Raw genomic sequence first — 19,924 nt, forward strand, 5'->3', positions numbered from 1 at the left:
CGGCCATGTTCCCGACGCCCGACCTGCTCTTCGGCTCGCCCGACCATTATCTCCATTCGTTCGACGGGCCGAACGCGGTGTTCGTGCCGATGGACCGCGCCGCCTATCGCCGCTCGATCTTTCTCGACCGGCGCATCTCGCCCGCGCCGGGGACGCCCTTTGCGATGCCGGCGGCGGCGCTGCCCGCCCGCCCGGCCGCGCCCACCGCGTGGATCTTCCACATGGCGCATTGCGGCTCGACCCTGCTCGCCCGCGCGCTCGACGATCCCGAGGCAAGTCTGGTGCTTCGCGAGCCCCTCGCGCTCCGCCAGACCGCGCTCGCGCCCGATCCCGCGCGGCTGGCGCTCGTCCTCGCGATGCTCGGCAAGCGCTACCGCGCCGACGCGCCGACCCTGGTCAAGGCGAACGTGCCGGTGAACTTCCTGTTGCCGCAGATCGCGGCGGCGGACCCGGATGCCCGCGCGATCCTGCTCCACCTGCCGCTGCGCCCCTATCTGCTCGCGATCCTGCGCAGCGACCAGCACCGGACCTGGGTCCGCAACGTGACCGGCCAGCTCGCCCGCTATCTGGGTGATCTCTCGCAGTTGAGCGACGCCGAGCGCGCGGCGGCGCTGTGGCTCGCGCAGGTCGAGGCATTTGCGGGAGCGCTGGCGGCGATGCCGAATGCACGCACGCTCGATGCCGAGGCCTTTTTCGCCGGGCCTGCCACGGCGCTCAAGGCGGGGGCGCGTCATCTGGAGGTGCCGATCGCCGATGCCGCGCTCGACGCCAGCGTCGCGGGTCCGCTGTTCGCCACCTATTCCAAGGATCCCACGCGCGCGTTCGACAACGCCGCCCGCGTCGCGCGCAATGCTGAGCTGGAGCGCGCGATCGCCCCCGAACTCAACGCGGCCGAAATGTGGATTGCGGGGCGCACGGTCCCCGCGCTCGCACGAGGCCTGATCTAGACCCGATACCCCATCTTCTCCGCCCAGGGCGCGAGCACGGGCAGCACCGGCGCCATCTGCGCGCGATACCGTTCCCAGCGTCCGGCCGAGCGCGTGTAGATCGGCTCGGTCACCTGCGCGTAGCTCGCGGTTCGGATATGGTCGCGCTTCGCCGCGGCACCGCGATTGTCGAGCACCTTTTCGTCCCACGCGATCCCAAGGAAGCCGAGCAGCGCGCGCATCTCCCCCTCCAGATCCTCGACCATGCGCTCGTAGCGGATGCGGTGGACATTGACCGGCAGCAGCGCCTCCGCCCGCTCCCAGCAGGTGAAGGCGCGGTCGTAGAGCCGCGCCGCGCCCTCGAGCGTCACGAACTCGCGCATCGCCTTGTTGAGCTGGAAGTTCGACATGAAGCAGCTGAGCACCGCATCGCACGGATGGCGCTCGACCAGGATCAGCTTGGCATCGGGGAAGGTGCGGTGGATCAGCGGCACCCGCGCCATGTGGAGCGGATACTTATCGACCACCGTCATGCCCGCGCGCGGCGGCGGGGCGATCAGCCCCAGCGCCTCGAAATAGCGCGACCGGAGCGCCTGCACCTGCGCGCTCGTCAGCCCCGCAAGCACATTCGGATCGAGCCCGCCCTCCACCTGCCGCATCACCGGCAGCTCCTCGAGCACGTGCAGATCGGGGATGTTCATCAGCAGCGTATCGAGCAGGGTGGTGCCCGAGCGCGGGAAGCCGGCGATGAAGACCGGCGCGGGCGGCTCCGGCACGATCTCGACCGTCGACCAGGCCGCAACCTTTTCGGGCGTCAGCCGGGCGATCTCGCCTTCGACCTCGGCCAGGTAATTCTCGGCCGTGGGCGGCGCCGCGGCGATCGAGGCCTGGTTCATCGCGACGAACGCCGGGAACGCCTTGTCCGCATCGCCCAGCCGGTCGGCGAGTTCGGCGATCAGCTGGTTGCGGCGGATCGGGTTGATCGTGTCGGGCGCGGCTTCGGCAAGCACCATCGCCTCGGCAAAGGCCCCGCGCCGGCGCAGCACCCAGGCGCGCAGATAATCGATCTCCGCCGCCTCGACCCCGCGCCGCGCCGCCTCTTCGACGAGCGATTCGAGCGCCTCGATCCGGTTGAGATTTTCGAGCAGCAGCCCCAGCTCGACATAGGCCGGTGTGAAGCCCCGCGTCCGCGCGATCGCGCCGCGGAACGCCGCTTCGGCGGCAGCGCGATCATGCGCACCCGCCTCCGCCAGACCGAGCTCGTAGAGCACTTCGGCATCGTTCGGCGCCACCCGCGCCGCCTCGCGCATCGTCGTGCGGCGCGGCTCGGGCTGGTCGAGATCGGCGAGCAGCTTGGACAGATTGATATAGAGCGCGGGCAGATCGCGCCTCAGGTTGATCGCGCGTTCGAGCGCGGCGATCGCGCCCTCGCTGTCGCCCAGCGCGGCGCGGGCGTTGCCCAGATTGTTCCAGCTCTCGAAATCCTGCGAGTCGGCGGCGAGCACCGCCTCATAGCCCGCCACGGCGTCGCCCAGCCGGCCTTGCTCCTGCGCGATCCACGCCCCCAGCCGCCCGAACCGCGGATCGTCGCCATCCGCAACCAGTTGCGCCGCTTCGTCGAGCGCGCCGGTCGCGGCGAGCGCCGAGGCGAGGTTGAGACGCGTGGCCTTGTCCTCGGGCGCGGCGGCCAGCGCGATGCGCAGATGCGCCGCGCCGCCGGCGGGATCGCCCATCTGGCACGCGATCATCCCGGCGAGCGAGCGCAGCGGCAACAGGCCAGGGTTCGCCGCCAGCCCGGCTTCGGCGGCGACGCGCGCGCCGGGCAGGTCGCCGGCGCGGTAGCGCTCGATCACGGGACCGAGTTCGGGCGGGGGCACGCTCATCGCGGCGGCGCCACGTCGAAGGCGATGGTCAGCCGTTCGCCGGCCGCAAAGGGAATCGTTCCGTGCCACATGGTCGAGGGGAATAGCACCAATCTGCCTGCCTTGGGTTCGATCGTTCGGAAGGGTTCGAGCCCGAGCCCCAGATCCTCGCGCGGTTCGCCGAGCTTGAGCCAGCCCTGCTGGCCTTCGGGTTCGGGGAGCGAGACATAGAGTGCCGAGCTGAACCAGCCGAGCGGGTGGATATGGTTCGAATGATGGCCCGCATCCGCAAGCCGGACCGACCAGCTTCCCGAGAAGCGCACCGGCCGGTCGTGCCGGGGGCCGAGCGTCGGGTGGCGTGGATCGGGCGGGGGGAGCCGTGTGATATGGCCCTCCACCGCCGCGACGATGGCGGCGCGCACCGCCGCGATCTCGGGCTCGATCCGCGCGAACAGCGGCCCATCGGTCTGGGTGCCGCCGCGCACCGACTGATCGAGATACTCGCCCTGCGCATGGTGGAGCCCGCGCAGCACCTCGGCGAGGCGATTGAGCGGGGGGAGCTTGTCGGCAAGGTCGATCACCGAGACGAGGCGCTCGTCCCCCTCCAGCCATTGCCAGCGCGGATCGCCGGCGATCCGCCAGCCGAGCGCGGCATAGGGCCATATCAGCCCCGCGCTCTCGCCCTGCAGCGCGCGCTCGATCCTCTCGAGCGCCGCCTCGATCCGGCCGTTGCGCAGCAAATGCCGGACGCGCCGTACCTCGAGCGTGGGGTCCTGCGCCTGCGCGACCTTGGCGAACAAGGCATCGGCCGCGGCGACCTCGCCGCGTTCGGAGCGCACCACCGCTTCGTTCGCATCGAAATAGAGGCCGTCGCCCATCGCCTTGCGCGCGCGGGCGATGGCGTCCCCGGCATCTTCCCAGCGCTCGCCCTGCACCAGCGTCGCGATCAACCCCTGCCACAGCGAGAAATCGCGCGGGAATGCAGCCAGCGCGCGCTCGAACGAGGCGGTCGCCGCCCCCGCATTTCCCGTCACGCAGCGCAGCTGGGCCAGGCGGCTATGCCCATCAACCCAGAGCGGATTGGCCGCGAGCAGCGCATCGAGATCGGCCACCGCCCGCGCGCCCTCGCCGACCGCCAGCCGCGCCGCCGCGAGCCCGAGCAAGATCTCGCCATTGGCGGGCTCGAGCCGCGCCGCCGCCTCGAACGCGCTCACCGCGTCCTTGCCCGCTTCGAGCCGGATATGGGCGAGGCCCTGGGCGATGCGCGGATGACCGGGGGCGAGCCGCGCCGCGGTTTCCGCCGCCGCCAGCGCCTCGGCATTGCGGTCGAGCGCGCGGTGGAGCAGCGCGCTCCATTGCCACAGCAGGGGATCGGTGCGGAAGCGCGCGGCTGCGGCGGCGAGCACCGGCGCGGCCTCGGCCTCGTCGCCCTGCTGCTGCGCCGCCAGCGCCCAGCGCTGAAGCCCGACCGAATCGCTCGGGATCATCGCGGCGGCGCCACGTCGAACGCGACCGTCAATCGCTCGCCCACATCGAACGGGAGGGTGCCGTGCCACAGGGTCGAGGGGAACAGCACGAGCTGGCCGGGCCTGGGCGCGATCGTGCGCAGCGGCGCCAGATCGAGCCCCAGCTCGGCGGGCGGCGCGCCCAGAGTCAGCCAGCCCTGTTCGCCCTGCGCCTCGGGCAGCGCGACATAGAGCGCCGAGCTGAACCAGCCGAGCTGGTGGATATGGTTGACATGGTGCCCGCCCCCCATGAGCCGCACCGACCATCCGCCGCTGAAACGGATCGGCCGGTCGCGGCGGAGGCCAAGGATCGGATGCGCCGGATCGGGCGGCGGCAGCTGGGCGATATGCGCCGCAACCGCCTCGACGATCGCCGCACGCAGCGCCACGATCTCGGGCTCGGTGCGGGTGAACAATATTCCATAGGTCTGGGTGCCGCCACGCAGCGACTGGTCGAGCGGCTGATCTTTGGTGATATGCATCTCGCGCAGCACCTCGGCGAGCCGGTCTAGCGGCGGCAAGCGATCGGTAAGATCGGTCACCGAGACCAGCCGCGCGTCACCCTCCAGCCACTCCCAACGCGGATCGCCCGTGATCCGCCAAACCAGCGCGATATAGGGCCAGAGCAGGCTCGCCCCGGGTTCGCCGATGCAGCGCTCGATCAGCGGCACCGCCTCCGGCGCGCGGCCGGTGCGCAACAGATGGCGGACGCGGTGGACCACATAGTTGAGATCGCTTGGCGCCTCGACCGCCGCGTAGCGCGCATCGGCGGCATCGGCCTGGCCGAGTTCGGACAGGATCAGCACTTCGTGCGCCGCGAACGCATGCCCCCCCAGCACCCGCCGCGCACGCAGCAGCACCTCATGCGCCTCGGCGAAGCGGCCCGCGCGGAACAGCAGGACGATCAGAGCGTCCCACAGCTGGCGGTTGTCGGGCTGTACGCCGAGCGCGGTTTCGAACGACCGGGTCACCAGATCCCGCTGGCCGAGCTGCCCCCGCAATTGCGCCAAGCCGCTATGGCCGGGAACCCAATGCGGATTGCGCGCCAGCAGCGCCTCAAGCTCGTCCGCCGCCTGTACGCCGTCTCCAGCGCCGAGCCGCGCCGCCGCGAAGCCGAGAATGGAGTCACCATTACCCTGATCGAGCATCAGCGCGCGACCGAACAATGCCCTCGCGTCCCCCCCCGCCTCCATCATCGTTTGGGCATGGCCGTAGGCGATCGAGAGATCGGCCGGGTCGAGCGCCGCGGCGCGCTCGAACGCCGCGAGTGCTTCCGTATGGCGGTGCAGCGCACGGCGCAGCAACGCGGTCCATTGCCAGAGCCGGGCACTGTCCCTCGCGCGCTCGGCCGCGGCGGCGAGCAGCGGCAGCGCGCCTTCCTCCTCGCCATTGGCCAGCGCCTGGCGCGCGCGTTCGTCGAGCGCGACGAGGTCCAGCGTGGGGCTGTTGCCAGCGGTCACAGCCCGGCCGCCGCGCCGCCTTCGGCCTCCATCATCGCCTTGACCGCGGCCTGCTCGACCGGACTCAGCCCCGGGTGCCAGACATCGATGATGAAGACGACGCGCAGCGCCTGGCTGGGGTTCATCGCCTCATGCTCGATCGTATCGTCGAACACGAATGCCTCGCCGCGCCGCCATTCGCGCGTCTCGGCGCCGCAGCGGAACCAGCAGCCCGGCGGCACGACCAGCGGCAAATGGCAGACCAGCCGGGTATTCGCCACGCCGACATGTGGCGGGATATGCGTCTCGGGCGCGAGCAAGGAGAACATGGCATTGGGCGAGCAGCCCGCGATCTTGGGCTGGGGAATACGCTCGAGCAGCTTCATCGTCCGGGGACAATGCCGGGCATTGGCCTCGATCGTGCGGCCATTCTGCCAGAGATGGATCGCGGTCCAGTCGCGGCTATGGTTGAGCGGGCGCCACTGGCGCAGCGGCTCATGCTCGGCATATTGGATATAGGGGACCAGCTCGGCGCGCTCGGCCACCATCACCGCGTCGAGTTCGGCGGCGATGCTGTCGGTCGCGGCCTCGAGTTCGGCGATCCAGGGGAAGTCGGCGCGGTCGTGGAACTCGCGTTCGACCAGGCCGGGGAAATGAAAATGGGTCGGCTCGGAGTGATAGACCCGGGTCTTGCGCAACGCGTTGCTGCGGAAGCGGGCGATGCGAGCCGCTTCCCCGGGTGCCGCCAACGCCTCGGCCTCGGCCATCGCCGCAGCGAGTTTCGCTTCATTCGCGGCAATATGGGCGGCGTAAAGTGCTTCGCCATGCGCCACCGCCGCGGCCACCTGGGGCGCAAGCGCACCTTCCGGACGCTGCGCGATCGCGCGGCCATAGGCTTCGCCCGCACCCGCGTCGCCCAGCCGTTCGAGCAGGCTCGCGCGCATCAGCAGCGCCATGAAATCGAGCGGCTGAGCCGCCAGCGCCTGATGGACCGCGCCGAGCGCCCCCGCCGCATCGCCCCCGGCGCGGCGCATCGCCGCGAGCTTGATCCAGAGTTCCGCGCTGTCGGGTGCCTCGCCCGTCGCCTGCTCCAGCAGCGCCCGCGCCCGCGCGACATCCCCCGCCGCGGCGGCGCGATCGGCCTCGGCCTGGAGGCCGGCGGCGGTCATTTCCCCCAGGGCTCGAGCAGCGGCAGCACCGGCGCCATCTGCGCCGCATAGTCGCGCCACTTGCCGACGCCCTCGGCATTGAGCCCGCGCGCGAGCTGCGCGCCGCTGGGGGTGAAGACCCCGCGCTGCGCGACATTGGCCGCGAAATCGCGCATCTTCGCCGACCATTCGACCCCCAGATGCGCGCAGACCGCGCGCGTGGTGCCGTCGAAATCGCCGATCATGTCCTCGAGCCGGCAGGTCTGCGCGTGCATCGGCAGCGCCGCCTCGCTCGCGGCGCGGAGTTCCATTGCCGCCGCGAACAGCTCGGCCGCGCCCGCCAGCGTCAGCATCTGATAGTTCGGGTCGTTCATCCTGAAGCGGCGCCGGAAACAGCTGAGCACCGTGTCGCGCGGATCGCGCTCGGCGAACAGGATGCGCGCGTCGGGAAAGAGCCGCGCGATCAGCGGCAGCTTGAAGCTGTGGAACGGATGCTTGTCGACAAAGACCTTGCCCGCCGGATCCACACCCTGTTCGGCCACCCGGCGCCAATAGGCGGCGCGATATTGGTCGAGCCCGGCATCGGGCAGCGCACAAAAGGCCGCGAACTTGTCGCGGTCCGCGAGCAACGCGCGAGCGCCGTCGACCAGGCACTCCTTTTCGGCGAGCGTGACGATTTCGTCATGCTGCTCAAGTACTTGCTCGAGCAAGGTCGTGCCCGAGCGCGGAAAGCCGACCAGGAAGACATGCGTCTTCGCCGGCCCTTTGCCCGCGCCTTCGACCGTGGCAAAGCTTCGCCGGTCGAGCAGGGCGGTCATGTCGCGCACCGCCGCCAGCGTGCCGGGACGGCCGCCGAACTGCGGCGCATGGGCCGCGCGGGCGGTTTCGCCCGCCTCGGTCCAGGCCTCGAATGCCTCCGCGTGGCGGCCCTGCGCGTCGAGCGCGTCGCCGAGCAGGCCGGTCGCGGTCGCGAGATCCTGTGGCGGCAACGCCCCATCCTTGATCAGCGCCCGCAGCCGCGGCTCGGCGCCGCCATCGCCGAGCGCGACCTCGGCCTCGGCGAGGATCAGCTGGGTCGGTGGAAAGCCCGGCGCGCGCTCGAACGCCTGCGCGGCGAGGCTGCGCGCTTCCTCGGGCGCGCCGCGGCGGATCGCGAGATGCGCGAGACCGTTCAACGCCACCGGATTGCCCGGCTGGAGGCCAAGCGCATGCTCGAAATCGCGCCGCGCATCGTTCAGCCGCGCCAGCCCCATCAGCGAGACCGCGCGGTTCGACCAGGCCGGGGCGAACCCCGGCTCGGCCGCGATCGCCGCATCGAATTCGGCCAGCGCCTCTTCCATGCGGTCGAGCCGCTGGAGGATCAGGCCATAGGCGTTGCGGATGCCGGGCGCCTGGGGCGCCATCTCGGCCGCGCGGGCGAGCAGGGCGCAGGCCTCGTCGAGCCGTCCCAACCCCTCGAGCCGGCCCGCCGCGAGATCGAGCACCATCGGATGGACCACGCCGTCGGCGAGCGCGTGCGCCGCCATCGCCTGGGCGCGGGCGACATCGCCCCCGGTGAGCGCGGCATGGACGGCGCGCAGCGTTGCCCGGTCGGCTTCAACATCGCGGCTGGCGGAAGTTACTGACAAATCTTGGTCTTTTCGAAGTTCGCGAAATCAAAAAAGGGGCCGGCAGATCGCTCCGCCGGCCCCATATTCGTAGGCGAGTGCTGGCTTAGAAGTCCAGCGTCACGCCCGCATAGATGTACCGGCCCAGCGCGTCATAGACGACCGGATAGGTATTGCCGTTGCAGAACACGCTCGAGCAGGCGTTGATCACGCCGCTGGTGCCGTTCGAGCCGATGATCGGCGGCTCGCGGTCGAGCAGGTTCTGCACGCCCAGGCGGAAGCTGTAATGCTCACCCACCGTGGCGCTCAGCGTCAGGTCGATATAGCTCTGCGACGGGATCCGCGCGTTCACCAGGGCGTAGTTCGGGCGGCCGCCCGAATCGACGCCGCCGGTGAGCGACGGGTTCGAGCTCGAGCGGTCGATATCGACGGCCGAGAAGTAACGCCACTGGGTCGAGACACCGATGCCCCACGGCGTCGTCCAGGTCAGACGGGCCTTGTGGCGCCACTCGGGGCTCGGGGTGGTGCAGATCAGGCCGTAGAGGCCGGCGCAGTCATACGGCGTCGACACACCATTGTCGGTGATGATCTCGTTCAGCCAGGTGCCGTTCGCGTTGAGCGCGAGCGAACCGAGGCCGCCCAGGTCATGCGAGTAGCTGAGGCCCACGTCGATACCGGTGGTCTTCAGGCTGCCGAGATTCTGGTTGGTGTCGACGACATAGCCGTTGCTGGTGCGCCACAGCGACCCGAACTGATCGCGATGGATCAGGCCGCAGAAGCCGGGATCGCCCGTGATCATGCAGGTCTGGAGCGTGGTGTCCTGACCGATGGTCGCAACGGTGTTCTCGATCTTGATGTTGAAGTAATCGACCGTCAGCGCGAACTTCGGAATGAAGCTCGGCTGGATCACCGCGCCCACCGTCCAGGTGTCCGCGATTTCCGGCGTCAGGTTCGGGTTGCCGCCGATCAGGCCGTTATACTGGCCCGCCGGGTTACCCGCGATCGTGCCGAACTGCGCCGCGGAAACACCGGTGCGGGCGCACTGCGCCTGCGTGTTGCCGTTGACGGTGCCGCCGGAGATCGAACCCGCGCACGGATCCGAGTTACCGTTGAGCGCGACGCGATTCGGCGCGAACAGCTCCTGGATGTTCGGCGAACGGACGGCGCGGTTGTACGCCGCACGGAAGCGGATGTCACGGATCGGAGCGAATTCGGCGGCGACCTTGTACGTATCGGTGTTCACCGAACGCGCGCCGATCGAATAGTCCGAATAGCGATAGCCGGCTTCGAGCGACAGATCCTCGATGAAGCCGTTCTGCACGATCGGCAGACGGAATTCGGCGAACGCTTCCTTGACGGTGAACGAGCCTTCGATCGGCAGCGTCGGAGCACCCTGGCCGGCGAGGTCGCCGGTCTGGAACTCGAGGTCGGTGACCTCCTGCAGATGCTCCTTGCGGTATTCGAAGCCGACGTTCATCGCCAGGCCGCCATCGGCCCAGGGAGTCTTCACGCCATATTCGCCGAGCAGGCCGGTCAGCGAGACCGACGCGACGGTCTCATCGGTGACGCCGCGCTTGAAGCCAGGGGTCGTGATGTAGTTCACCGCGGCCGGGCTGGCGCCGTTCTGGACGAAGATATCCCACGGCACGCAGTTCGGATCGGTGCCGTCGAGGACCGAGCGGCAGATCGGATCCACGCCCGCCGTGCGCGGATCGTCGATCACGTCGAGCGCCTTGGTCATGCGCGAGACCGAGACGTCGTTATAATAGGTCTCGGCGAAGTTGGTGCGGCCATACTGGTAATAGGCGTCGTAGCTGAAGCCGCCACCCAGATCGCCCTTGACGCCCGCCACCAGGCGATAGCTGGTGTGCTGCAGGTCGTCGCGGCGCGGACCGCCCTCGATGTTGCGGCGCAGGATCTGCGCGAAACCCCGGAAATAGGGCAGGCCGGTGGTCGGATCGATGAAGACCGCGGGGGCCGTGATGCGGCCGGCCTTGGCTTCAGCGGTAACCGAGTTGCCGTTCGGCGTGATCAGGTTCTGCGGGTGGCAGACGATCGAGCGCTGCTGCGCCGACATCAGCGGGTTGTCGCAGTTGAGCGTCAGCGTGTTGCCGAAGTCGCCCGACGGCGCGATCTGGGCGACCGAACGGTCGTCCATGAACATGCCTTCGAGATAGGGCTTGATCGCGTCGTTGATTTCATAGTTGGCGAAGAAGCCAGCCGTGTAGCGCTCGTCCGGACGCTGATAATAGTTGGTCGGCGCGAAGTTGAACGGGGTCGAGCCGGGGACCAGGGTGCGGTTCGCACCGACCTGGTACAGCGTCGAGGTGCCGTCCGAATAGGGGATCGGCGCCGCCGGGTTACCGAAATCATAGACGATGAACGTGCCCTGGGGCGACGTCGCCGAACCGCCGCAGGTGAAGAGCAGCGCGGGGTTGGCCGCGGTCTGCGCAGGAGTACGCGCCTGCGTGGTGCAAGCCGAGTAATCGCGCTTGTCCTGGGTCACCGCGTTGATCTTGCGATAGCCGACATAGCCGACGACATGGCCGCGGCCGTCGTCGAACGAGGCGCCGATCGTGGCGGTCGTGTCGGTCGTGCCGCCATCGGTCACCGAACCGTCGGGATAGGTGAAGCCGCGCGCGGTGAGCGCGTTGCGGATGCCCGTCTTCGAACGGTTGTTGTGCTGATAGAAGCTGTACTGGCTGTCGATGCGGAAGCCGGTGAAATCGGTATCCATGATGAAGTTGACGACGCCGCCGACGGCGTCTGCACCATAGACCGACGAAGCGCCGCCGGTGAGCACGTCGACACGGCTGATCAGCGCGGCCGGAACCGCGTTAAGATCGGCCGACGGGGTCTCGGGATCGCCCGGGAGCAGACGGCGGCCGTTGATCAGCACCAGCGTGCGGTTCGAGCCGAGGCCGCGCAGGTTGACGGTGGCGGTGCCCGACGCGCCGTTCGACACGTTACCGCCGAATTCGGCGAAAACCTGCGGCAGCGAGTTGATCAGGTCTTCCGCGCGGGTCGTGCCCTGCAGCTTGATCTCGGTGGCGTTGACGACGGTGACCGGGCTGGTCGAGGTCAGGTTCGGCTGCGGAATGCGCGAACCCGTGACCAGAATCTCCTGATCGTCACTGGCAGTCGTCGTCGTGTCGTCCTGCGCGAAGGCCGGCGACGCGATCAGCGCAACGCCGATCGCGAGCGGGGCCGCGCTCTGTCGCAGGAGACCTGCGAAATTCTTCTTCATGGAACGTCCTTTCCCTGAATCCTGGGCGGTTTACCCGCCGGATTCTGCCGACAAAGCAGGCGGCGAGGCTACTGTAAATCTCCTTAGTAGTCCCGTAGTGAGAAGGCCGTGTGACTGTGGAATTTTTGCAACACAGCATAAGTTGCGCGAACACAGGGTTTGCTTGACATAAAGATGCGTCGCCCGATCGGCGCGCCACAGGAGGAAGGCCCCATGCGGCTCGTATATTCACTGCTCCCGCTTCTGGTTCTGGCGACCCCGGCGCTGGCGCAGGAGCGCTCGAAGCGGCTCGACGCGGTGGTCGAATGCCGCAAGCTCACCGACTCGGCCGAACGGCTGGCCTGTTACGACAAGGCGGTCGCCGACCTCGATTCCGCCGAGAAATCGCGCGAGGTGGTGGTGGTCGACAAGGAGCAGGTGCGCGAGGCGCGGCGCGGCCTGTTCGGCCTCAGCCTGCCGCGCATCCGCCTGTTCGACAGCAGCGACGAGCCCGACCTCGACGAGGTCACCTCGACGGTCAAATCGATCTCGACGCAGGGCGACGGGCGGGTTTTCTTCGTGCTCGAGGACGGCGCGCGCTGGGTGCAGACCGACAACCGCACCGTGGTCAATGTCCGTCCCGGCACCCAGGTGACGCTCAAGCGCGCCGCGATGGGGAGCTTCTTCGCCAAGTTCCACGGATCGATCTCGGTCCGGGTGAAGCGCGTGAATTAGCGCCCAACGTGACAAAATGAACCGTTCGCCCTGAGCCTGTCGAAGGGCAGCTCTCCACAAAGGATTCGCTTGCGGATAGGCGCCCTTCGACAGGCTCAGGGCGAACGGGAATGGAAGTCGCGGTTTGCGCCCGCTTGAGCAAGCGCAGCAAAGGTCCCCTCCGGCCCTATTCGGTGACCGGCATCGGCCCCGCCATCAGCAGCGGGTCCACCCGCGCGTCGCGCCATTTCATCCCCCAATGGAGGTGCGGCCCGGTCGCACGCCCGGTCATGCCGACCAGCCCGATCGGCTGGCCGCGCCGGATATGTTCGCCCACCTTCACGTCGATCCGCGAGAGATGCATGAAGGCGCTGTTGAGCCCCATGCCGTGATCGACCATCAGCAGATAGCCTTCGAGCGTGAAGGGTGTCGCCGCGGCAAGCACCACCACCCCGTCGGCGGGCGCGAGCACCACCGTTCCCACCGGGCGGGCGATATCGACCCCCGAATGATAGGCGCCCGCCTCGCCATTCTGATAGATTCGCTGCGACCCGAACAGGGTCGAGATCCGCCCGGTCACCGGCCAGAGAAAGGGCTGGCGCCAGCCCGCCGCGTCGGTCTGCATCGCGCGCGCGGCGCCGATCTGCTGGAGCTCGCCGGGGCGGCGCTTCTCGAATTCGGGCTGGGGGACGGGATATTTGGGCAAGGTGTCGAGCCGCGAAATATCCCAGGCCCGCGGCGCCACGGTCAGCGCCTGCGTCACCTGCCCGCCATCGCCCAGCGTAGCGACGAGGGTCGCGCCGGGGCCGGCATCGCGGTCGAAGCCGATCACGAAACGGCCATCGCCCGAAAGCGGGACCGACGCGCCGTTGAAGCTCAGCATCGTCGTGCCCGCGGGCGCGGCGCCGATCACGACGCCGCCCTGGATCATCTGGCCCTGGAACTGGAAGCGGCCGGGCACCGGCCTCAGATCGGCAGGGCTCGGCGTGGGGGCCGGCAGCGGCAAGGCGGGCGCCGCGGCGGCGGGCTGCTGCGTGGCGGCGGGAAGCGTGCAGGTGCCCAGCAGGGCGACGAAAAGCGAACCGGTGAACAGGCGGCCCATCAGCCTCACCCGAGCATCGCCTTGAGGGCGATCTCCGCGCTGGCATAGGGTTCCTGCCGCGCGACGCTCCAATAGCGCAGCGCGTCGAGCGGGATCGCCTCGCCGCTCACCGCGCAGGTGACATGGCCGCCGGGCGTCAGCACGCGGAAGCCGTTGGCCAGATAGTGCAGCCGCGCGGGGCGGTCGGTGTTGGACATCAGCATTTCATGCGACCTTCGAACTCGGGTGCGGCTTACAAGAGGCTCGGTTGTTCCGGCTTGTTCCCATCATAGGATTTGCCGCCCGCGCGCTCAACCCGGGCATCTACCGGACCGTCCCTGAACTGGAGCGTAACCGCCCCTGCCGCGCGCGCCTCGGCGGCGGTGGTGACGACCTTGCCAGAGGCCTTGGCGCCGACACGGACATAGCCGCGCTGGAGGAGGTTGTCCGGATTGACCGACTCGAGCAGCCGCGAGGCGCCTTCGAGCCGGTGCCGCGCGGTCGCGAGGCGCGCTTCGAGCGCCGCGGGACGCAGCGCCCCGCCCGAACGTTCGAGTGCCCCCCGCGCCACCGTCACCCGGCGTTCGAGCGCACGGTCGAGCCGTCCGCCCAGATCGTCCATCTTCTGCCGCTGCGGCCCGAGCAGCGCATCGCGGCGCGGCAGCACGCGGACCAGGGCCGCCAGCCGCTCTCCCGCGCGCTCGTGATAGCGCCGCGCGCAGCGCTCGGAGCGGAGCGCCAGGCTGGCGATGCCGTTCCGCAGATCGGCGAGCACCGGCACCGCCATCTCGGCGGCGGCGGTGGGGGTCGGCGCGCGCAGATCGGCGGCGAAGTCGGACAGGCTGGTGTCGGTCTCATGCCCCACCGCCGAGATCAGCGGGATCGAGCAGCCCGCGATCGCGCGGACCACCGCCTCCTCGTTGAACGCCCACAAATCCTCGATCGAGCCCCCGCCGCGCGCGACGATGATCAGGTCGGGCCTCGGCACCGGCCCATCGGCGGCCATCGCGTCGAACCCCCGGATCGCCGCCGCGACTTCGCCCGCGGCGCCCTCGCCCTGCACCTTGACCGGCCAGACGATCACATGCGTCGGGCAGCGGTCCTCCAGCCGGTGGAGGATGTCGCGGATCACCGCGCCGGTGGGCGAGGTCACCACCCCGATCACCCTGGGCATATAGGGCAGCGCCTGCTTCCGCTCGCGGTCGAACAGCCCCTCGGCGGCGAGGCTCGCCTTCAGTTTCTCGAACAGCGCCATCAGCGCGCCTTCGCCCGCCAGCTCCATGCGCTCGATCACGATCTGGTATTTCGACCGCCCCGGATAGATGGTCAGCTTGCCGGTCGCGACCACCTCGATCCCGTCCTGCGGGCTGAACGGCAAAGCGCTCGCGGCGCCGCGCCAAATCACCCCGTCGATCACCGCATCACTATCCTTGAGGCTGAGATAGGCATGGCCCGAGGCCGCCTTTTTCCACCCCGAAATCTCACCGCGCAGGCGCACATGGCCGAACTCGCCCTCGACGGTGCGCTTGAGCCGCTGCGACAGCTCGCTGACGCTCCACGCCGCGGCGTTGTCGCCGGGGGTCTCCTCGGCTACGAGCCGGCCAGATGGTGCGTCGGAAAAGGGATCGGGCATGAACGTCCTGCTGGTGGGATCGGGAGGACGCGAACATGCGCTCGCGTGGAAGCTGGCGCAATCGCCGCTGCTGACGAAGCTGTGGGCGGCGCCCGGAAATCCGGGGATCGCGCGCCATGCCGAGATCGCCGATATCGCCGCCAATGATCATCGCGGGCTGATCGATTTCTGCCTGCGCCACTCGATCAGCTTCGTCGTGGTCGGGCCCGAGGCGCCGCTGGTCGAGGGGCTCGCGGACAATCTGCGCACCATGGGGATCGGCGTGTTCGGCCCCAATAAATTCCCCGCCCAGCTCGAAGGCTCGAAGGGCTTCACCAAGGATTTGTGCGCGCGCGAGAATATCCCGACCGCCGGCTATGTCCGCTGCGAGACACGCGACGGGGCGCTCGCCTGCCTCGAGGATTTCGGACTGCCGGTGGTGGTCAAGGCCGATGGACTGGCGGCGGGCAAGGGCGTGACGGTCGCCTTCACGACCGAAGAGGCCGAGGGTGCGATCGCCGACATCTTCTCGGGCCACGGCGCCAGCGTGGTGATCGAGGAGTTCCTCGAGGGCGAGGAAGCCAGCCTGTTCGTGCTGACCGACGGCACCAGCCTGATGCCCTTCGGCTCCGCCCAGGATCACAAGCGCGTCGGCGAGGGCGATACCGGGCCCAATACCGGCGGGATGGGCGCCTACAGCCCCGCTCCGGTGCTCACCGCCGAGCTGGAGGCCCGCGCGATCGACGAGATCGTCCGCCCCACGGTCGAGGCGCTGGCGCGGCAGGGCAATCCCTATTCGGGCGTGCTCTATGCCGGGCTGATGCTCACCGCCCAAGGCCCCAAGCTGATCGAGTATAACGCCCGCTTTGGCGATCCCGAATGCCAGGTGCTGATGCCGCGCCTTCAGAGCGACCTGCTCGATTATTTCATCGCCTGCGACCGCGGCACGCTCGGCACCATGGCCGCGCCCCGCTTCTCCGACGAGACCGCGCTGACCGTGGTGATGGCCGCGCAGGGCTATCCCGGCACGCCGCAGACCGGCGGCGCGATCGGCGGGCTCGATGCGGCGGAAGCGGGCGGTGCGCGGGTCTTCCAGGCCGGCACCCGGCTCGATGACGGCAAGCTCGTCGCCTCGGGCGGCCGCGTCCTCGCGGTCACCGCGACCGGGCCAGACGTCCGCGCCGCCCAAGCCGCCGCCTATCGCGCGGTCGATGCGATCGACTTCCCCACCGGTTTCTGCCGCCGCGACATCGGCTGGCGCGAGGTCGAACGCGAAGAGGCCTAGGACGGGTCGGCGAAGGTCATGCGCCGCGCGGGATCGAAGGCGATCGTGTCGATCAGCAGATAGGGAAAGCCCCCGCGTGTCTTTTTCACGGTCCCGCTGAAGCTGCCCCAGATCGATCCGCCGCCGAACATCTTGCCCGGATAGGCCGATGCGAGGAAAGCACTGACCCGGTCCGACGCCTTCGAGGTGAGCGAGACGAACAGCGTCTCCTCGGCACAGCCATCGGGATGGATCTGCTGATAGTGGATGTCCCAATCATAGCGGCCCGTGACGCTCACCCGCTCGCCGATCCGCGACACCAGCAATCCGGGCTCCGCGGCGATCTCGCAGGCCGAGGGACCGTGCTGGACGGGAGCAAGGGCGAGAAACAGCGCGAGTCCGATCATATATGCATGATACATTATATCTCGTTCATCCGCCAGTCATAACGGGCGCGCGACATTCCCCGTTCGGGCCGCCGGGAGAGGGCCGCCCGCAATCATTAGGGGAGTCAGCCTATGTCGCGTTCCGCCCTGTTGATCGGCAGCGTTTCGCTCCTTCTCACCTCCGCCGCGCCCCCGCCCCTGCTCGCGCAGGACGGCCCCCGGATCGCCCGGCAGGACCGCTCGCCGGTCCGCTGCCATGACGGCGACAATGATCGGGAGCGATACCGCCCCGCCCCGCGCGGCCGCCCGGTGCCGGTCTATGCCCCGGCACCCCCGCCGGCCCCTACCCGGGTCCAGCCCCAGTCCCAGGAGGTCACCGTCACCGGCGTGCGCGCCTCGCTGTCCAATTCGCCGAATGCGAAGGTCAATAGCGGCCAGACGGTCGATGCGATCACCGCCGAGGATGTCGGCGCGCTGCCCGACCGCTCGGTCACCGAATCGGTCCAGCGCGTCCCCGGCGTCGCGATGAACCGCTCGGGCCAGCTTAGCCAGGGTTTTACCGCCGCGCCCCAGAGCGAACCCTATGGCGCGCCCGGCAATACCGAGCGCTACCAGGGCCAGTCGGTCGCCTCGATCCTGTCGGTCCAGACCCAGCCGATCTCGACCTTCTCGGTCGATGTCGACACCGGCGCCTATTCGAACGTCCGCCGCTTCCTCAACCAGCGCCAGGCGGTCCCCGCCGAAGCGGTGCGCACCGAGGAGATGATCAACTATTTCCGCTACGATTATCCCCGCCCCACCAGCCGCGACGTGCCGTTCAGCGTCACCACCGACGTGTCGCGCACCCCGTGGAACAAGAACACCCGCCTGCTGAGGATCGGCCTGCGCGGCTATGACGTCAGCGCCAAGGGGCGCCCGCCCGCGAACCTCGTCTTCCTCGTCGATGTCTCGGGATCGATGGACGAGCCCGAGAAACTGCCGCTCGTCAAACAGGCGCTCAGCCTGCTCGCCGACCGGCTGACGCCCAACGACAAGGTCTCGATCGTCGTCTGTGCCGGCGCCGCGGGCGTCGTGCTCGATCCGACCTCGAACCCCCGCTACATCAAGCAGGCGCTCGATTGCCTGGAAGCCGGCGGCTCGACCGCGGGCGGCGAAGGCATCAAGCTCGCCTATGACGTCGCCCGCAAGAATTTCATGCCTGGCGGAATCAACCGGATCATGCTCGCCACCGATGGCGACTTCAACGTCGGCGTAAGCGACAACAAATCGATGGAAGCGCTGGTCAAGCGCAACCGCGAGAGCGGGATCACCCTCACCACGCTCGGCTTCGGTGACGGCAATTACAACGAAGCGATGATGGAGCGGATCGCGGACGTCGGGAACGGCAATTATTGCTATATCGACAGCCCGATGGAGGCCCGCAAGGTGCTCGACGACGAGCTGTCGGCGACGCTCTTCACCATCGCGAAGGATGTGAAGGTCCAGGTCGAGTTCAACCCCGCCCAGGTCAAGGAATATCGCCTGATCGGCTATGAGAACCGCGCGCTGGCGAACGAGGATTTCGCCAACGATGCGGTCGATGCCGGCGATATCGGCGCCGGGCACCAGGTGACCGCGCTCTACGAGATCGTCCCTGCGGACGGCGCGGGCTGGCTGCCCGAACGCCGCTACGACGCGACCCCGCCGCTCGGCCGCGGCACCGCGCCCGAGGCCGCCTTCGTCAAGCTGCGCTACAAGCTGCCCGGCGAGCGCGAGTCGCGGCTGATCTCGCAGCCCGTCTGGGCCCGCCAATTGAGCGGCGCGATCGAGCCGCAGGGCGATATGGCCTTCATCGTCGCGGTGGCGGCGTTCGGCCAGCGGCTGCGCGGCGACAAGTATCTGAACGGGTTCAGTTTCTCGCAGATCGGAATGCTCGCGGGCGACTCGAACGACTATTGGCGGAGCGAATTCGGCCGGCTGGTCCGTCTCGCAGATGCACAATATCCGCGCCAGAGGCGTGGGGATTGACTCGACTGCGTCCAATCCGGCGCTATTCATCGGGACGAAGACTCGCTGAATAGCGTCGGGAGGGCGCCATGATGAACCTGCAGTCGACCGCGCCCCTGGTGGCCGGCGGTCCGGAGTGGCTGACGCTTCCTTTCGCGCTGATGGCCGCGGGCCTTCTGGTCGTGCTGCTGTTCCTGTGGTGGATCGCGGCCCTTGCCGGGCGCAAGGCGCGCGAGGCCCGCGAGCTCAAGGACCGCGACGATTATTTCTACGCCGCGCCCGAGGCGGAGACCGCACGCCCGATCACCCCGCCGCCGCCCGCGCCGATCCCGGTGGCCGACGCGCCCGAGCCCGAGCCCGTCGTCGAGGCCGCTCCCGAGCCCGAACCGGCCGTCGAGGCCGAGCCGGAGCCTGAACCCGTCGCCGTCGAAGGTGCCCCGGCGCGCGAACCCGAGCCCGAGCCGCTCCCCGAAGCACCGAGCGCCGAAGCCGAGCCGCTCGACGCCTCGCCCGCGGGCGAAGCGCATGCGATCGCCGAACCGCCCGTCGCCGCCGAGGGCGAACCGCCCGCCGAAACGGTGATGGACGCGGTACATGAGCCCGCGCCCGAACCGGCCGCCGAAGCCGCGCCGGAGCCCGAACCGGTGGTCGAAACGGCGCCCGAGCCGGAGCCGGCCGTGGAAGCCGCGCCCGAACCCGCCGCCGAAGCGGCCCCCGAGCCAGCGCCGCTCGCCGACGAACCGATCGCCGCCGCCGCGCCGCTGGAGGCCTCGCCGGCCGCGCTGGCCGCCGATCTCGCCACCCCCGCGCCGGAACCCGCGCCCGAGCATGTCGCGGTCGAAACCGCGCCCGAGTTGGCCGCCGCCGAGCCCGCGCCTGAGCCTGCCCCCGAACCCGAACCGGCCCCTGCGCCCGCCGCCCCGGCCGCGGACGAACTCACCCGCATGAAGGGTGTCGGCCCGCGCCTCGCCGACCGGCTCAATAGCGTCGGCATCACCAGCTTCAGCCAGATCGCCGCGCTGACCCCCGACGAAGCCGCCGATCTCGATTCGAAGCTCGGCGATTTCCAGGGCCGGCTCGAGCGAGACCGCTGGATCGACCAGGCCCGCTTCCTCGCGGAGGGCGACATCGCCGGGTTCGAGAATACGTTCGGGAAGCTCTAGCGGGC

General features: G+C 69.3%; 15 protein-coding genes. 5 read left to right on the plus strand and 10 right to left on the minus strand.

Annotation, left to right across the window (positions count from 1 at the left end; genetic code table 11):
* Positions 1-5: 5 nt before the first annotated feature.
* Positions 6-947, plus strand: coding sequence for a hypothetical protein (locus OF829_RS03385; RefSeq protein ID WP_264938537.1), 942 nt, complete (start codon positions 6-8; stop codon positions 945-947).
* Here OF829_RS03385 and OF829_RS03390 read toward each other — a convergent pair.
* The 6 genes from OF829_RS03390 to OF829_RS03415 all read right to left on the minus strand — a co-directional run bounded on the left by OF829_RS03390 (position 944) and on the right by OF829_RS03415 (position 11,734).
* On the minus strand, positions 944-2,809 hold the full coding sequence (locus OF829_RS03390; protein ID WP_264938538.1) for a tetratricopeptide repeat-containing sulfotransferase family protein: 1,866 nt from the start codon (positions 2,807-2,809) through the stop codon (positions 944-946). The two genes, OF829_RS03385 and OF829_RS03390, sit on opposite strands and share 4 nt — an antisense overlap.
* The gene (locus OF829_RS03395) at positions 2,806-4,275 is read right to left on the minus strand and encodes a 2OG-Fe(II) oxygenase family protein (protein WP_264938539.1); all 1,470 of its coding nucleotides are present in this window, start codon (positions 4,273-4,275) and stop codon (positions 2,806-2,808) included. Before OF829_RS03395 ends, OF829_RS03390 begins: the two co-directional genes overlap by 4 nt.
* Positions 4,272-5,753 carry a putative 2OG-Fe(II) oxygenase gene (locus OF829_RS03400; protein WP_264938540.1) on the minus strand — a complete coding sequence of 494 codons (1,482 nt, stop codon included), beginning with the start codon at positions 5,751-5,753 and terminating at the stop codon, positions 4,272-4,274. Before OF829_RS03400 ends, OF829_RS03395 begins: the two co-directional genes overlap by 4 nt.
* Positions 5,750-6,901, minus strand: a complete 1,152-nt coding sequence (locus tag OF829_RS03405; protein ID WP_264938541.1) for an aspartyl/asparaginyl beta-hydroxylase domain-containing protein — start codon at positions 6,899-6,901, stop codon at positions 5,750-5,752. The genes OF829_RS03400 and OF829_RS03405 overlap by 4 nt, the downstream gene beginning before the upstream one ends.
* A complete protein-coding gene (locus tag OF829_RS03410; protein WP_264938542.1) occupies positions 6,898-8,508 on the minus strand; it encodes a tetratricopeptide repeat-containing sulfotransferase family protein in 1,611 nt (536 codons plus the stop codon). Before OF829_RS03410 ends, OF829_RS03405 begins: the two co-directional genes overlap by 4 nt.
* An 85-nt stretch (positions 8,509-8,593) precedes the next feature.
* Positions 8,594-11,734 (minus strand): TonB-dependent receptor domain-containing protein, encoded by a 3,141-nt coding sequence (locus tag OF829_RS03415; protein ID WP_264938543.1) that lies wholly within the window; start codon positions 11,732-11,734, stop codon positions 8,594-8,596.
* A 213-nt stretch (positions 11,735-11,947) separates the two neighbouring features.
* Between OF829_RS03415 and OF829_RS03420 the strand changes: the two genes are divergently transcribed.
* Positions 11,948-12,448, plus strand: a complete 501-nt coding sequence (locus OF829_RS03420) for a hypothetical protein (RefSeq protein ID WP_264938544.1) — start codon at positions 11,948-11,950, stop codon at positions 12,446-12,448.
* A gap of 166 nt (positions 12,449-12,614) precedes the next feature.
* Here OF829_RS03420 and OF829_RS03425 read toward each other — a convergent pair whose 3' ends face one another.
* From OF829_RS03425 to xseA, 3 genes are read right to left on the minus strand one after another with little or no spacing between them, the layout of a single operon-like run.
* Entirely contained in the window at positions 12,615-13,529 is a 915-nt protein-coding gene (locus tag OF829_RS03425) for a M23 family metallopeptidase (protein WP_264938545.1), read from the minus strand.
* Positions 13,530-13,534: 5 nt separating this feature from the next.
* Complete coding sequence (locus OF829_RS03430) at positions 13,535-13,732, minus strand: DUF2093 domain-containing protein (protein WP_264938546.1); 198 nt, start codon at positions 13,730-13,732, stop codon at positions 13,535-13,537.
* Between the two features lie 29 nt (positions 13,733-13,761).
* The gene (gene xseA, locus OF829_RS03435; RefSeq protein WP_264938547.1) at positions 13,762-15,141 is read right to left on the minus strand and encodes an exodeoxyribonuclease VII large subunit; all 1,380 of its coding nucleotides are present in this window, start codon (positions 15,139-15,141) and stop codon (positions 13,762-13,764) included.
* Between xseA and purD the strand changes: the two genes are divergently transcribed.
* Positions 15,140-16,405, plus strand: a complete 1,266-nt coding sequence (gene purD / locus OF829_RS03440) for a phosphoribosylamine--glycine ligase (protein ID WP_264938548.1) — start codon at positions 15,140-15,142, stop codon at positions 16,403-16,405. The two genes, xseA and purD, sit on opposite strands and share 2 nt — an antisense overlap.
* Here purD and OF829_RS03445 read toward each other — a convergent pair.
* Positions 16,402-16,806, minus strand: coding sequence for a hypothetical protein (locus tag OF829_RS03445; protein ID WP_264938549.1), 405 nt, complete (start codon positions 16,804-16,806; stop codon positions 16,402-16,404). The genes purD and OF829_RS03445 overlap by 4 nt on opposite strands.
* 96 nt (positions 16,807-16,902) lie before the next feature.
* Between OF829_RS03445 and OF829_RS03450 the strand changes: the two genes are divergently transcribed.
* Both OF829_RS03450 and OF829_RS03455 read left to right on the plus strand, forming a co-directional pair.
* Positions 16,903-18,777 (plus strand): vWA domain-containing protein, encoded by a 1,875-nt coding sequence (locus tag OF829_RS03450; RefSeq protein ID WP_264938550.1) that lies wholly within the window; start codon positions 16,903-16,905, stop codon positions 18,775-18,777.
* A 68-nt stretch (positions 18,778-18,845) separates the two neighbouring features.
* Positions 18,846-19,919 (plus strand): helix-hairpin-helix domain-containing protein, encoded by a 1,074-nt coding sequence (locus OF829_RS03455; RefSeq protein ID WP_264938551.1) that lies wholly within the window; start codon positions 18,846-18,848, stop codon positions 19,917-19,919.
* Positions 19,920-19,924 lie beyond the last annotated feature (5 nt).

The organism is Sphingomonas caeni, from assembly GCF_026013415.1.
GTDB lineage: Bacteria > Pseudomonadota > Alphaproteobacteria > Sphingomonadales > Sphingomonadaceae > Sphingomonas > Sphingomonas caeni.